At 70.1% G+C, this 13,906-nt stretch carries 13 protein-coding genes, 1 tRNA gene and 1 pseudogene; 7 read left to right on the forward strand and 8 right to left on the reverse strand.

Annotation, left to right across the window (positions count from 1 at the left end; genetic code table 11):
• Window positions 1-72: 72 nt before the first annotated feature.
• Complete coding sequence (locus ACIF83_RS37570; RefSeq protein WP_399733954.1) at window positions 73-894, forward strand: nucleotidyltransferase domain-containing protein; 822 nt, start codon at window positions 73-75, stop codon at window positions 892-894.
• A 30-nt stretch (window positions 895-924) separates the two neighbouring features.
• Here ACIF83_RS37570 and ACIF83_RS37575 read toward each other — a convergent pair whose 3' ends face one another.
• The 4 genes from ACIF83_RS37575 to ACIF83_RS37590 form a co-directional block, all read right to left on the reverse strand.
• On the reverse strand, window positions 925-1,755 hold the full coding sequence (locus ACIF83_RS37575) for an MBL fold metallo-hydrolase (RefSeq protein ID WP_399733957.1): 831 nt from the start codon (window positions 1,753-1,755) through the stop codon (window positions 925-927).
• Window positions 1,752-2,633 carry an NUDIX hydrolase gene (locus ACIF83_RS37580; RefSeq protein WP_398141523.1) on the reverse strand — a complete coding sequence of 294 codons (882 nt, stop codon included), beginning with the start codon at window positions 2,631-2,633 and terminating at the stop codon, window positions 1,752-1,754. The genes ACIF83_RS37575 and ACIF83_RS37580 overlap by 4 nt, the downstream gene beginning before the upstream one ends.
• 67 nt (window positions 2,634-2,700) lie before the next feature.
• On the reverse strand, window positions 2,701-3,165 hold the full coding sequence (locus ACIF83_RS37585) for a RidA family protein (RefSeq protein WP_393484670.1): 465 nt from the start codon (window positions 3,163-3,165) through the stop codon (window positions 2,701-2,703).
• Window positions 3,162-3,323: a DUF4177 domain-containing protein gene (locus ACIF83_RS37590; protein ID WP_003975360.1), complete on the reverse strand. Its 162-nt coding sequence runs from the start codon at window positions 3,321-3,323 to the stop codon at window positions 3,162-3,164. Before ACIF83_RS37590 ends, ACIF83_RS37585 begins: the two co-directional genes overlap by 4 nt.
• 106 nt (window positions 3,324-3,429) lie before the next feature.
• Here ACIF83_RS37590 and ACIF83_RS37595 point away from each other — a divergent pair, with 106 nt between their 5' ends.
• Both ACIF83_RS37595 and ACIF83_RS37600 read left to right on the forward strand, forming a co-directional pair.
• Window positions 3,430-4,407: an ArsA family ATPase gene (locus tag ACIF83_RS37595; protein ID WP_399733961.1), complete on the forward strand. Its 978-nt coding sequence runs from the start codon at window positions 3,430-3,432 to the stop codon at window positions 4,405-4,407.
• On the forward strand, window positions 4,404-5,789 hold the full coding sequence (locus ACIF83_RS37600; protein ID WP_393484668.1) for an ArsA family ATPase: 1,386 nt from the start codon (window positions 4,404-4,406) through the stop codon (window positions 5,787-5,789). The genes ACIF83_RS37595 and ACIF83_RS37600 overlap by 4 nt, the downstream gene beginning before the upstream one ends.
• 225 nt (window positions 5,790-6,014) lie before the next feature.
• Here ACIF83_RS37600 and wblA read toward each other — a convergent pair whose 3' ends face one another.
• Window positions 6,015-6,353: a transcriptional regulator WblA gene (gene wblA / locus ACIF83_RS37605; RefSeq protein WP_179851885.1), complete on the reverse strand. Its 339-nt coding sequence runs from the start codon at window positions 6,351-6,353 to the stop codon at window positions 6,015-6,017.
• A gap of 456 nt (window positions 6,354-6,809) precedes the next feature.
• Here wblA and ACIF83_RS37610 point away from each other — a divergent pair, with 456 nt between their 5' ends.
• Complete coding sequence (locus ACIF83_RS37610) at window positions 6,810-9,116, forward strand: transglycosylase domain-containing protein (protein ID WP_393484667.1); 2,307 nt, start codon at window positions 6,810-6,812, stop codon at window positions 9,114-9,116.
• A gap of 95 nt (window positions 9,117-9,211) precedes the next feature.
• Here ACIF83_RS37610 and ACIF83_RS37615 read toward each other — a convergent pair whose 3' ends face one another.
• Complete coding sequence (locus ACIF83_RS37615; protein ID WP_393484666.1) at window positions 9,212-9,679, reverse strand: GatB/YqeY domain-containing protein; 468 nt, start codon at window positions 9,677-9,679, stop codon at window positions 9,212-9,214.
• Window positions 9,680-9,812: 133 nt separating this feature from the next.
• On the opposite strand from ACIF83_RS37615, the gene ACIF83_RS37620 reads away from it, so the two are divergent.
• The 3 genes from ACIF83_RS37620 to ACIF83_RS37630 all read left to right on the forward strand — a co-directional run bounded on the left by ACIF83_RS37620 (window position 9,813) and on the right by ACIF83_RS37630 (window position 11,843).
• Complete coding sequence (locus tag ACIF83_RS37620; protein ID WP_399733965.1) at window positions 9,813-10,739, forward strand: metallophosphoesterase; 927 nt, start codon at window positions 9,813-9,815, stop codon at window positions 10,737-10,739.
• Window positions 10,740-10,944: 205 nt separating this feature from the next.
• A complete protein-coding gene (locus ACIF83_RS37625; protein WP_399733968.1) occupies window positions 10,945-11,703 on the forward strand; it encodes a Pr6Pr family membrane protein in 759 nt (252 codons plus the stop codon).
• A 66-nt stretch (window positions 11,704-11,769) separates the two neighbouring features.
• Window positions 11,770-11,843: transfer RNA gene (locus ACIF83_RS37630), tRNA-Pro, on the forward strand.
• A 128-nt stretch (window positions 11,844-11,971) separates the two neighbouring features.
• Here the strand turns inward: ACIF83_RS37630 and ACIF83_RS37635 are convergent.
• A pseudogene (locus ACIF83_RS37635) lies at window positions 11,972-12,670 on the reverse strand (LacI family DNA-binding transcriptional regulator); the annotation flags it as partial.
• A gap of 34 nt (window positions 12,671-12,704) precedes the next feature.
• A protein-coding gene (locus ACIF83_RS37640; protein ID WP_399733971.1) for an IS3 family transposase occupies window positions 12,705-13,867 on the reverse strand; the annotation gives its coding sequence in 2 pieces (ribosomal slippage) (window positions 12,705-13,580 and window positions 13,583-13,867; 1,161 coding nt in all).
• Between the last annotated feature and the right edge of the window lie 39 nt (window positions 13,868-13,906).

The raw sequence follows: 13,906 nt of genomic DNA on the forward strand, positions 1-13,906 counted from the left end.
ACGGGCCGCCCCAGGCTGACCGGCACCGAAAAACAAGCCGCTTCACCGTGCCCCTCAGGGCACAGTGAACGCATGGTCGAACCCCCCGTACCCCACGGTCTCGACGCCCGGGGCTTCATCGAGCGCGAAGGCTCCCTCGCGCGCGTGCCGCACGCCTTCCGTCCGGTCGTGGCAGCCGGGCGCGACCGGCTGCTGGACACCTTCGGGACGCGGCTGCACAGCGCCTACCTCTACGGGTCGGTCCCGCGCGGCACCGCGCGCGTGGGGCGCAGCGACCTGGACCTGCTGGTCGCGCTGCACGAGGAACCCGGCGACGCCGACCGGGAGGCCGTCCGTGCCCTCGGCGAGGCGCTCGACAAGGAGTTCCCGCAGATCGACGGCGTGGGCACGCTGCTGTACGGCCGGGCCCGGCTACTGAGCGACCTGGAGACGTACGACCTGGGCTGGTTCGTGGCCTGCCTGTGCACCCCGATGCTCGGGGACGACCTCGCCGAGTACCTGCCCCGCTACCGACCCGACTCCCTGCTCGCCCGGGAGACCAACGGCGACCTCGCGCTGCTCCTGCCCCGCTGGCGGGAGCGGATCGCCGCCGCCGCGGACCGTGCGGAGGCCCGGCGGCCCCTGGTGCGCTCCATGTCCCGGCACCTGGTCCGCACCGGCTTCACCCTCGTCATGCCCCGCTGGAAGGGCTGGACCAGCGATCTGCGGGAGATGGCCGAGGTGTTCGGCGCGTACTACCCCGAGCGGGCCGCGGAGCTGCGCAGGGCGGCGGAATACGGCTACGAGCCCGTCGGCGACCCGGAGGTCCTGCGGTCGTACGTGGACGACCTCGGACCCTGGCTCGCCGCGGAGTACGCGCGCGTGCACGGCGTCAAAGCCCCGCGGCCGGACTAGGCCCTCGGCCGGGCCGGACCCTCGGCCGGACTAGATCAGCCCGTGCTCGCTGAGGTAATCCATCTGGGCCCGCACGGACAGCTCGGCGGCCGGCCACAGGGAGCGGTCCACGTCGGCGTACACGTGGGCGACGACCTGGGCCGGGGTGCGGTAGCCGTCCTCGACGGCCGTCTCGACCTGGGCGAGGCGATGGGCACGGTGGGCCAGGTAGAACTCGACCGCGCCCTGGGCGTCCTCCAGGACCGGCCCGTGGCCCGGCAGGACCGTGTGCACGCCGTCGTCCACGGTCAGGGACCGCAGACGGCGCAGGGAGTCCAGATAGTCGCCCAGGCGGCCGTCGGGGTGCGCCACGACGGTCGTACCGCGCCCGAGGATGGTGTCGCCGGTCAGCACGGCCCGGTCGGCCGGGACGTGGAAGCACAGGGAGTCCGCGGTGTGCCCGGGGGTCGGTACGACCCGCAGCTCCAGGCCGCCGACGCTGATCACGTCCCCGGCGGCCAGGCCCTCGTCACCGAGCCGCAGCGCCGGGTCCAGGGCACGCACGCGTGTGCCGGTCAGATCGGCGAACCGGGCGGCTCCCTCGGCGTGGTCGGGGTGGCCGTGGGTGAGCAGGGTGAGGGCGATCCGCTTGCCGGCCTTCTCGGCCGTGTCGACGACGCTGTGCAGGTGTGTGTCGTCCAGCGGACCCGGGTCGATCACCACGGCCAGCTCGGAGTCGGGCTCGGCGACGATCCAGGTGTTGGTGCCGTCCAGGGTCATCGCGGAGGCGTTGGGCGCCAGCACGTTGACGGCCCGTTCGGTCGCGGGACCCGAGAGCACACCGCCTCGCGGCTGGCCGGGCAGGGCTGCGGCGTCGGTCATGCGGGGCCTCCACCGGTGCTCGTGGCGGTCGGTATGTGCTTGGTGAACTCGTCGTGCCCCGGCCAGGACAGCACGATCTCGCCGCCCTCCAGGCGGGCGCGCGCCAGTACCGGGGTCATGTCGCGTGCGGGCGCGGCGGCGAGCGCCTCGGCGGCGGTGGCGTGCGGGAGCAGCTGGCGCAGGGTGGCGATGGTCGGCGGCATCATCAGCAGCTCGCCCTTGTCGTACCCGGCCGCGGCCTCCTCGGGGCGGATCCACACCGTGCGGTCGGCCTCCGTGGAGGCGTTGCGGGTGCGCTGGCCCTCGGGCAGGGCGGCGACGAAGAACCAGGTGTCGTAGCGGCGGGACTCGAACTCCGGGGTGATCCAGCGGGTCCAGGCGCCGAGGAGGTCGGAGCGCAGCACCAGGCCGCGGCGGTCCAGGAACTCGGCGAAGGAGAGGTCGCGGGCGACGAGGGCGGCGCGGTCGGTCTCCCACTCGTCCCCGGTGGTGTCGCCGACGACGGAGTCCGGGTCGGGTCCGGCGAGCAGGACGCCCGCCTCCTCGTACGTCTCCCGGACGGCCGCGCAGACGATCGCCTGGGCTCCGGCCTCGTCGACGCCGAGCCGGTCGGCCCACCACGCGCGCGTGGGGCCCGCCCAGCGGACCTGACGGTCGTCGTCGCGCGGGTCGACACCACCGCCGGGGTACGCGTACGCGCCTCCGGCGAAGGCCATGGAGGCGCGTCTGCGCAGCATGTGGACGACCGGGCCGGCCGCGGTGTCCCTCAGGAGCAGCACCGTGGCCGCGCGCCTCGGGGACACCGGGGTGAGGGTGCCGTCCGCGAGCGCGCGGATGCGGTCGGGCCACTCCTCGGGGTACCACTGACCGTTCGCCATGGCCGGAGGCTATCCCGTGTAGGGCGAATGTTCGAGAGGTACCCGAGGTCAGCGGGGCCCAGGGAACTCAGGGAACCAGCTCGACCTGGACCTCGACCTCCACCGGCGCGTCCAGCGGCAGCACCGCGACGCCCACCGCGCTGCGGGCGTGCACGCCCTTGTCGCCGAGCACCTCGCCGAGCAGCTCGCTGGCGCCGTTGACGACACCGGGCTGCCCGGTGAAGTCGGCGGCCGAGGCGACGAAGCCGACGACCTTCACCACGCGCGCGATGCGGTCCAGGTCACCGGTGACGGACTTCACGGCGGCCAGCGCGTTCAGCGCGCAGGTACGGGCCAGCTCCTTGGCCTCCTCCGCGGTGACCTCGGCGCCCACCTTGCCGGTGACCGGGAGCTTGCCGTCCACCATCGGCAGCTGGCCGGAGGTGTAGACGTACACACCGGACTGCACGGCCGGCTGGTACGCGGCCAGCGGCGGGACGACCGACGGCAGGGTCAGGCCCAGTTCGGCCAGCTTGGCCTCGACCGCGCTCACGCCTGCTTCTCCCGCTTCAGGTAGGCCACGAGCTGTTCGGGGTTGTTGGGCCCGGGCACGACCTGGACGAGCTCCCAGCCGTCCTCGCCCCAGGTGTCCAGAATCTGCTTCGTGGCATGGACGAGCAGCGGCACGGTTGCGTATTCCCACTTGGTCATGGGCCGACTGTATCCGCTGTGACCCACGGGACAGGTGGACGGCCTGAGCACCGTTTATCCACAGCCTCCCGCGTGACCGTCGGCCGGACTGGTTAGTCTCGAAGGCGTGAGCAGGCTCCAGGTCGTCAGCGGCAAGGGCGGGACCGGAAAGACGACGGTCGCCGCCGCACTCGCGCTGGCCCTCGCCACCGAGGGGAAGCGGACGCTTCTCGTGGAGGTCGAGGGCCGGCAGGGCATCGCACAGCTCTTCGAGACGGAGGCGCTGCCCTACGAGGAGCGGAAGATCGCGGTCGCTCCGGGCGGCGGGGAGGTGTACGCCCTCGCCATCGACCCCGAACTGGCCCTTCTGGACTATCTCCAGATGTTCTACAAGCTCGGCGGCGCGGGCCGGGCCCTGAAGAAGCTCGGCGCGGTCGACTTCGCCACCACCATCGCGCCGGGTCTCAGGGACGTCCTGCTCACCGGCAAGGCGTGCGAGGCGGTGCGCCGCAAGGACAAGTCCGGGCGGTTCGCGTACGACTACGTCGTCATGGACGCCCCGCCCACCGGGCGCATCACCCGCTTCCTCAACGTCAACGACGAGGTCGCCGGGCTCGCGCGGATCGGCCCGATACACAATCAGGCGCAGGCGGTGATGCGGGTGCTGAAGTCGCCGGAGACGGCGGTGCACCTGGTGGCGCTCCTGGAGGAGATGCCCGTCCAGGAGACCGCCGACGGCATCGCCGAACTGCACGCGGCACGGCTGCCGGTGGGCAGGGTCATCGTGAACATGGTCCGGCCCCAGGTGCTGGACGCGACCGACCTGGAACTCGTACGGACCGTGCCGCGTTCCTCCTTCGCGCGGGCCTTGTCGGCCGCGGGGCTCGGCGGGGCCCGACGGGGCGGGAACGCCGAGCGGCTGGTGGACCCGCTGCTGGAGCAGGCCGCGGAGTACGCCGAGCGGCACGCGCTGGAGCAGGAGCAGCGCGCGGTCCTCGGCGAGCTGGACCTGCGGCTGCACGAACTGCCGCTGCTCGCCGAGGGCATGGATCTCGCGGGCCTGTACGAACTCGCCACCGAGCTGCGGAAGCAGGGGTTGTCATGAGTCCGGACCCGGCCGAGGCGCAGGACGCCGCCCGCCCGCACCTCTCCGCCGCGCGCCTGCTCGACATCGACCCGCTGCTGGACGACCCGAAGACCCGGATCGTGGTGTGCTGCGGCTCGGGCGGGGTCGGCAAGACGACGACCGCGGCGGCGCTGGGTCTCAGGGCGGCCGAGCGGGGCCGCAAGGTGGTCGTCCTCACCATCGACCCGGCCCGCCGACTCGCCCAGTCGATGGGCATCGACTCCCTCGACAACGTGCCCCGGCGGGTGAAGGGCACCGAGGGCGACGGCGAGCTGCACGCCATGATGCTCGACATGAAGCGCACCTTCGACGAGGTCGTCGAGGCGCACGCGGACCCGGAGCGGGCGGCCGCGATCCTGGCCAACCCCTTCTACCAGTCGCTCTCGGCGGGCTTCGCGGGCACGCAGGAGTACATGGCGATGGAGAAGCTGGGCCAGCTGCGGGCCAGGGACGAGTGGGACCTGATCGTGGTCGACACCCCGCCGTCCCGCTCGGCGCTGGACTTCCTGGACGCGCCCAAGCGGCTCGGCTCCTTCCTGGACGGCCGCCTGATCCGGCTGCTGACCGCTCCGGCGAAGCTCGGCGGCCGCGCGGGGATGGCCTTCCTGAACGTCGGCATGTCGATGATGACCGGCACGCTGGGCAAGCTGCTGGGCGGCCAGCTGCTGAAGGACGTACAGACCTTCGTGGCCGCGATGGACACGACGTTCGGTGGTTTCCGCACGCGCGCGGACGCCACGTACAAACTGCTCCAGGCGCCCGGTACGGCGTTCCTGGTGGTGGCGGCCCCGGAGCGGGACGCGCTGCGCGAGGCCGCGTACTTCGTGGAGCGGCTGGCCGCGGAGGACATGCCGCTGGTGGGGCTGGTGCTCAACCGGGTCCATGGCAGCGGCGCCGGCCGGCTGTCGGCCGAGCGGGCGCTCGCCGCCGCGGAAAATCTTGAGGAGCCCCGCATTGTGGATCAGGGGGGCGGGAAAGCTGGACTTCGTAACTCTCCCGACACGTACGGCAGTTCAGAATCTCCCGCTTCCGCAACACCGGCTCCGGACGACGGCTCCCCCGCCTCGGACGACGGTTCACCAGCCGTGGACAGCAACTCACCGGACAACGGCTCCCCGGACGGGGACACGCAAGCGGACACGGAGCGTTCCGTCGACCAGCTGGCCGCAGGCCTGCTGAGGCTGCACGCGGAGCGCATGCAGCTGCTCTCCCGCGAGCAGCGCACGCGTGACCGCTTCACCGCCCGCCACCCCGAGGTGGCGGTCGTCGAGGTCCCCGCACTGCCCGGTGACGTGCACGACCTCACGGGCCTGCGCGACATCGGGGACCGGCTGGCGGCGGGGCGAACGGAGCTGTCGTAGCGCTCGCGGACGGCTCAGCCGCTCGGGCCCCGGCCGTAAACGGACGCACACCTGACCGAGCTGTGCGCCGGACTCGTACACGCCTGCCGAGTGGGCGTCGCCCCGGGGGCACGCCCACGCACAGCAGGTGTTCAGCGGTTGTGCCCCAAGACACACGTCCGACCGTTGCTTCCCATGCCTCATGGCCGGTCGAAGTGGCCCGGGTCTGCGCCGAGGGCGATGCCCTCAGCTCACCGCTGCGTAGTTCTCGTACACCTCGTCACTGTCGAGGGGCACGATGCCGACGCCACGCTCGTACTCCAAGCGGGCGGTTTCCAACAACCTGCGCCAGGAGGTCACGGTGGGCCGCCGGCGCAGCAGTGCGCGGCGCTCCCGCTCCGTCATACCTCCCCACACGCCGAACTCCACGCGGTTGTCCAGCGCATCGGCCAGACATTCGGTGCGTACCGGACATCCGGTGCACACCGCCTTGGCCCTGTTCTGTGCTGCTCCTTGAACGAACAGCTCATCCGGATCGGTAGTGCGGCAGGCAGCCTGCGCACTCCAGTCGGTTACCCAGCCCATACCGGCGCCGTCCTCTCCCGAATCGAGGCTCCCCCACGGCGGCAGCGGCATATTCACCGCCGCCAGTTGAGGACGTTACGGAAGGTGGGGACAGCGCAACACCCCCTTCGGGCCCAATCTTGAATGGCCCGAACGGACTATGGGTAAGCGGCAGATCACCCGCGGGAGTGAGCTGGCGACATGCGTGATCATCCCGGCAAACCGGGACGGCTGTGGTGCGCCACAACGGGCGCCAGGTGACACACGAGGCGGATTCGGACACGCCCCCACCAGAAAATCGGGGTACTTCCGGAACGATTCGGGGTCGCCGGACGTATTGATACGCGGCCGCACCGCTGTGACAGTTGAGAGCAGCTTAGGCCAAGGCCTGCGCACGTGTCCGGCGAATGAGAAGGTACGCGTTCTGCTTTGCCGTGCCGTGATGGAACGCTCATCACAACGGTTTAGGCTGCCCCCATGCCAAAGAAGCGCTCGGGCGGTGGCCTGTCGGCAACTCAGCAGGCCGCCAAGTTCCTCGGTGTCAGTGTGCTCGCGGGAGCCGTGATGGCGGGCATCGCGCTGCCCGCTGCCGGCGCGCTCGGACTCGCGGCCAAGGGCTCGGTCAAGGGCTTCGACGAGATCCCGGCCAACCTCAAGAGCCCCCAGCTCAGCCAGCGCACGACCATACTGGACAGCCGGGGCAACCAGCTCGCGACCGTCTACTCCCGCGACCGTACGGTGGTGGACCTCAAGGACATCTCGCCGTACATGCAGAAGGCGATCGTCGCGATCGAGGACTCCCGCTTCTACAAGCACGGCGCGATCGACCTCAAGGGCGTGCTGCGCGCCCTGAACAAGAACGCGCAGAGCGGCGGGGTCGCCCAGGGCGCCTCCACGCTCACCCAGCAGCTGGTGAAGAACTACTTCATCGAGGAGGCCGGCGACGACCCCACCAAGGTCGCCGAGGCCACCCAGCAGACCCTCGGGCGCAAGGTCCGCGAGCTGAAGTACGCGATCCAGATCGAGGAGAAGCTGGGCAAGAAGAAGATCCTCGAGAACTACCTGAACATCACCTTCTTCGGCGAGCAGGCCTACGGCGTCGAGGCCGCCTCCCAGCGCTACTTCTCCAAGCACGCCAAGGACCTGAACGTGCAGGAGTCGGCGCTGCTGGCCGGCATCGTCCAGTCCCCGAGCCGCTACGACCCGGTGAACGACGAGGCCGAGGCCACCAAGCGCCGCAACACCGTCCTGCAGCGCATGGCCGAGCTCGGCGACATCTCCCAGGCGGAGGCCGACCGGGCCAAGGAGAAGCCGCTCGGCCTGCACGTCCGCCAGCCGAAGAACGGCTGCATCACGGCCACCAAGGGCGCCGCGTTCTTCTGCAAGTACGTCGAGAACGTCTTCCTGACCGACCCGACCTTCGGCAAGACCCGCGAGGAGCGCGCCCAGCTCTGGAACCGCGGCGGCCTCACCATCCGTACGACGATGGACCCGCAGGCGCAGGAGTCCGTGCAGGCCTCCCTGAAGGAGCACGTCTACAAGTCCGACAGCGTCGCCGCGGCGGCCACCCTGGTCGAGCCCGGCACCGGCAAGGTCCTGGCGCTGGGTCAGTCGAAGCCCTACGGCTACGGCAACAACGAGACCGAGTACAACTTCTCGGTCAACCGGGACATGGGCGGCTCCAACTACGGCTTCCCGACCGGTTCGACGTTCAAGCCGTTCGTGGCGGCGGCCGCGATCGAGGGCGGCAAGCCGGCGACGCAGGCGTACTCGTCGCCGTACAAGATGAACTACCCGAGCCCGGTCCAGCGGTGCAGCAGCAACCCCTACGTCAACACCAAGGGCGAGACGGTAGAGAACGAGAACGAGTCCGAGAAGGGCCCGTACCGCATGAAGGAGGCGATGGCGAAGTCCATCAACACCTACTTCGTGCAGCTGATCTCCGACATCGGTCTGTGCCCGGTGGTGAAGATGACCGACGCGCTGCACGTGGTGCAGGGCGACGGCTCGAAGCTCCCGGAGACCCCCTCGATCGCCCTCGGTTCGATCGGCCTCTCCCCGCTGACCATGGCGAACGCGTACGCCACCTTCGCCGCGCGGGGCATGTACTGCACCCCGATCGCCATCGAGTCGATCACCCAGAAGATCGGCAACGAGCAGAAGTCGCTCGAGGTCCCCAGGTCGACCTGCTCGCGCGCGATGAGCGAGAAGACCGCCGACACCGTCAACACCCTGCTGCGCGGCGTGGTCGACTCCGGTACCGGCCAGCAGGCCGGTCTGACCGACCGGGAGAGCGCGGGCAAGACGGGTACGACGGACGAGCGCAAGAACGCCTGGTTCGTCGGCTACACGCCCAACCTGGCCGGTGCGGTCTGGGTCGGCAGCGCCAAGCAGAACGTGAAGATGACCGGGATCAGCATCGGCGGGGTCTACCACGATCTCGTCTACGGCGGTCAGGTCCCCGGCCCGATCTGGAAGGACGCCATGACCGGCGCCCTGGCGGGCAAGGCGGCCCCGGACTTCAACCTGGTCGACATCCCCGACGACGACACCAACGGGAAAGGCCGGGGAAAAGGCCGGGGGAACGACGGCGGCAAGAACGGGGACAACACGGGCGGACTGATCGGCGGGCTGATCGGCGGCCTCACTGACGGGGGCACGACCGGCGGCGCCACGGGCGGCACCGACGGCGGCACCTTCCCCACGCCGACGATCTCCCTCCCCGGCAACTTCATCGAGGGACAGACCAACGGCGGGAACAAGAACGGGGGCACGCGGGGCTAGCCCCGGCGGGCCTCACCCGGCATGACGGCGGGGCCGCACCTCCCGAATGGAGGTGCGGCCCCGCCGTCGTACTCGTACGTCCCTGTTTCCGCTTCTCAGCCCTGGAGGAGCTGCTTCACCACGGCGGCGACGCGGCCGCCCTCGGCCTGGCCGGCCACCTTCGGGTTCACGATCTTCATGACGGCACCCATGGCCCGCGGCCCCTCGGCACCGGCCGCCTTCGCCTCCTCGACGGCCTGGGCGACGATCGCGGTCAGCTCGTCGTCGGACAGCTGCTTGGGCAGGTAGGCGGCAAGAACCTCGCCCTCCGCCTTCTCCCGCTCGGCCTGCTCGGGACGACCACCCTGCGCGAAGGCGTCGGCCGCCTCACGGCGCTTCTTCGCCTCGCGGGTGATCACCTTCTGCACCTCGTCGTCGGAGAGCTCGCGCTTCTCCTTGCCCGCGACCTCCTCCTTGGTGATCGCGGCGAGCGTCAGCCGCAGCGTCGAGGAGCGGAGCTCGTCGCGCTCCTTGATCGCGGCGTTGAGGTCGTCGTGCAGCTTCGACTTGAGCGTGGTGGTCATGCCGTCGATTGTCTCAGGTACGACGGCGGGGGCGCCCGCGTATTTAAGCGGCGCCGGTTCAAGCGGCGCCGGGCCCCTGGGGTCACGCGGCGGCCGGTCTCGAGGGGGCGGCGGGGTCTGACACGATGGGCATATGCGCGCGCGATACGGAGTACCCCTGGGAATCATGGCGGCAGGTGCCGCCGGACTGGCGTACGCGGCGGGCTTCGAGGCCCGCTCCTTCCGCCTCCGACGAGTGACGGTCCCGGTCCTCCCGCCGGGCATGCGCCCGCTGCGCCTGCTCCAGGTGTCCGACATCCACATGGTCGGCGGCCAGCGCAAGAAGCAGCGCTGGCTGCAGTCGCTGGCGGGGCTGCGCCCCGACTTCGTGATCAACACCGGCGACAACCTCTCGGACCCCGAGGGCATCCCCGAGGTCCTCGATGCGCTCGGCCCGCTGATGGAGTTCCCGGGCGCGTACGTCTTCGGCTCCAACGACTACTACGGCCCCAGACTCCGCAACCCCGCCCGCTACTTGCTGGAGAAGACCAGCGGCCGCCACGGCCTCAACGGCAATCCGCCGGTGGTGGGCGCGATCCACAACCCCTGGGAGGACCTCAGGGACGGCTTCGACGCGGCGGGCTGGCTGAACCTGACGAACACGCGCGGCGTGCTGAAGATCGAGGGCGTGTCGATCGAGCTGACCGGCCTGGACGACCCCCACATCAAGCGCGACCGCTACGCCCGGGTGGCGGGCGGCCCCTCCGGCACCCACGACTTCTCGATGGGCGTCGTCCACGCCCCCTACCTGCGCGTCCTGGACTCCTTCACGGCGGACGACTACCCCCTGATCCTGGCTGGCCACACCCACGGCGGCCAGCTGTGCATCCCCTTCTACGGTGCCCTGGTCACCAACTGCGACCTGGACGCGGACCGCGTGAAGGGCCTGTCCACGCACACGGCGGAGGGCCGTACGTCCTACCTCCACGTCTCGGCGGGCTGCGGAACGAACCGCTACACCCCCGTCCGCTTCGCCTGCCCCCCGGAGGCGACGCTGCTGACGTTGGTGGGGCGGGAGTGACGTTGGTGGGGCGGGAGTAAGGGAGCCGGGGCTGTTCCGTCGGGGCACCTGGCGGCACCTGGCGGCACCGGCGGGATCTGACGTCGTTGACGGGATCCGCCTCATTGACGGCATCCGGCGTCAATGACGGGATCTGCGGGACCGACATAACCCGCCCGGACTGCCCCGGATGGCCCCTTTCATCCCCCCTGCTTAGCGTGGGGGCATGACCGCCCCCATACCCAGGGAGATCCCGGACCTGCCCGCGGTCCCGGGCCCGCCCCTCCTGCTGCCCGCCCCGGTTCCGGCCACGGCGGTGGTGGCCCCGGCCCGCCGCCCCCTGGCAGCGATGTTCCGCCTTCTGACCGCCCTGGCCGCGGCGGCCGGCGTCGCCCTGCAACTCCTACTGGGCAGCCCCGCCCGGACCCTGAGCTACTTCAGCGTCCAGACCGGCATCCTGCTGGCAGTGGTCATGCTCATGTCGGCGTCCAGGGCCTGGCGGGCCCGCCGCCCGCTTCCCTCGTCCGTGACAGGCGCCATACTTCTCTACGCCGTGATCACCGCGCTGGTCTACCACCTGCTCCTGGCGCACACGACGCCCCCGTTCTCCATGACGGACGCGAGCGCACCCCCGGCCCGCTGGCACGCCCAGTGGGCGGCCCTTCAGCTCCTCCACACGGTGGTCCCCCTGGCCGCCGTCCTGGACTGGCTCCTGCTCACCCCCGCGGCCCGACTGCACCTCCGCCAGGCGGCGAGCTGGCTCCTCTACCCCCTGGCCTACCTGGCCTTCTCCCTGATCCGGGCCACGTTCGTCCCCCCGACCACCCCTGCCCGCTACCTCTACCCCTTCCTCGACGTCGAGGCCCACGGCTACCGCAGCACCCTGGCGAACGCACTCCTCATCGGGCTCGCGATGTACGCCCTGGCGGTCCTCCTGATCGCCCTGGACCACACCCGCCCGACCCCGGTCCGCCACGGCGGCTAAACCGGATTTCGTCTCCGGCCACCAGTGGGCTAAAGTAAACGACGTCGCCGCGACAAGCAGCGACATCGGGGTGTAGCGCAGCTTGGCAGCGCGCTTCGTTCGGGACGAAGAGGTCGTGGGTTCAAATCCCGCCACCCCGACAGAGAAGTACAAGGTCAGGGCCGGTTCTCCACTGAGGAGACCGGCCCTGACCTGTTCCTTGGTGGCTCTCTGGAGAAATCCTGGAGAAGATCTTGGGATTCGTCTCCAGGACAGGGCGAACGGAGCCCTACTGGCGAGCCTTCAGCAGCGCGTCCAGAGCGACCACCGGCGAGCCGGGGGTCATCGCCCGGCTCGCGTCCAACGCTTCCTCCCACATCTCGGTCAGCGCGGCCATCAGGGCCCGCCGCATCCCGGGCGTGATGTGGTCGTAGCGGGACTGCACCGAGCCGTCCTCGTGGCCCATGCGTTCGTCCATGAGCTTTGGTGGGGTACCCGCCTCTCTCATGAGCGTCTTGTGGGTGTGGCGCAGCCCGTGCGGTGTCAGCCCTGGCGCGATCGGCACCCAGCACGCCTCAGCACGTTTGGAGGCTCCGCGTCCGCGTGCCGGAATCCCCGGCCACGGCTCCGCGACCACGGGCACTGGGTGCTCCTCCTGACTGCCGCGCTTGGGGTGCACCCCCGTGGCCGCCGGCTGGAACAACCTGGTGGCAAATCCGGAGCGCCGCCAGTGCGCGGCCAGCTCCCCCGCTGCTGCGTTACGTACGTAACCAAGTTCGGCGACGGCTTCCAGCACCTTCAACCTGGTCGGCCCTGCTACCGCTTCCGGGCGGTTGAGAACGTTGGACACGGTGCCAGTCGAAACGCCGGCACGACGAGCCACGTCGACTAGCTTCGCTCCCGGACGGCTCGCAGCACCGTTGGCGGTGCCGTGTCCACTGAAGACGTAGGTCAACCCGTGGCACTCGCAAGGCTTCAGTTTCTTCCGGGGGGTCTGCTGCAGGTTTGGGTGACAGGTTCGGTCACGCGATCTGGAGGGCCGGTGCGGTCGTGACGGTCTCGAATTCGATGGGGGTCAGTCGGCCGAGCGAGGCTTGTCTGCGGCGCCTGTGGTAGGTCCTCTCAATCCAGGTCACGATCGCGATCCGCAGTTCCTCGCGGGTGGCCCACGCCCGACGGTCGAGGACGTTCTTCTGCAGCAGACTGAAGAAGGACTCCATAGCCGCGTTGTCGCCTGCCGCCCCGACCCTCCCTATCGAGCCGACGATCCGGTGCCGATCGAGCGCCCGGACGAACTTCCGCGACCGAAACTGCGATCCGCGATCGCTGTGCAGAATGCACCCGGCGACGTGTCCACGCCGGGCAACAGCATTGTTCAGGGCTGTGACGGCCAGGCGGGACTTCATCAGCGCGTCGATCGAGTAGCCGACGATCCTCTTGCTGAAGACGTCTTTGATCGCACAGAGATACAACTTGCCTTCGCTGGTGGCGTGTTCGGTGATATCGGTGAGCCAAAGCCGGTTCGGGCCGGTCGCGGTGAAGTCACGGCGGACGAGGTCGTCGTGCACCGGCGGGCCGGCCTTCTTGATACTGCCGCGCTTCTTGCCGAACACGCTCCACCAGTTGTTGTCCCGGCAGATCCGCCACGCGGTCCGGTCGGCCATGCCGGATCCCGCGCTGCGGGCTTCGTCGGCCAGGAATCGGTAGCCGAACTCCGGATCCTCGCGGTGAGCGTCGAACAACGCGTTCGCTCGTGTGGCCTGCTCGAACTCGGCGTCGGTCAGCGGCCGTTCGAGCCAGCGGTAGTAGGGCTGGCGGGCAAGCTTCAGCACCCTGCACGTGACCGTGACGGGAATTCCGTCCGTGGCCAGCTCTTTCACGAGCGGGTAGATCCTTTTCCCGGCAGATGCGCCTGTGACAGGTAGGCCGCGGCCCGGCGCAGAACCTCGTTCTCCTGCTCCAGCAGCCTGATCCGCCGACGCGCTTCCCGTAGTTCCGCGTTGTCCTGGCTGGTCGTTCCGGGCTTTGTCCCGTCGTCGATGTCCGCGCGGCGCATCCATTTCCACAGCGTCATCGCGTGCACTCCGAAGTCGGCGGCCACCTGCTCGACCGTCACACCCGGACCGCGGTTCCTCGCGACCCGCACGACGTCCTCGCGGAACTCTTCCGGATAAGGCTTGGGCACAGCGGCATCCTTCCCACCCGCCCCACAGGGCAAGCCAGT

It is taken from the genome of Streptomyces sp. NPDC085866 (assembly GCF_044541035.1).
Lineage (GTDB): Bacteria > Actinomycetota > Actinomycetes > Streptomycetales > Streptomycetaceae > Streptomyces.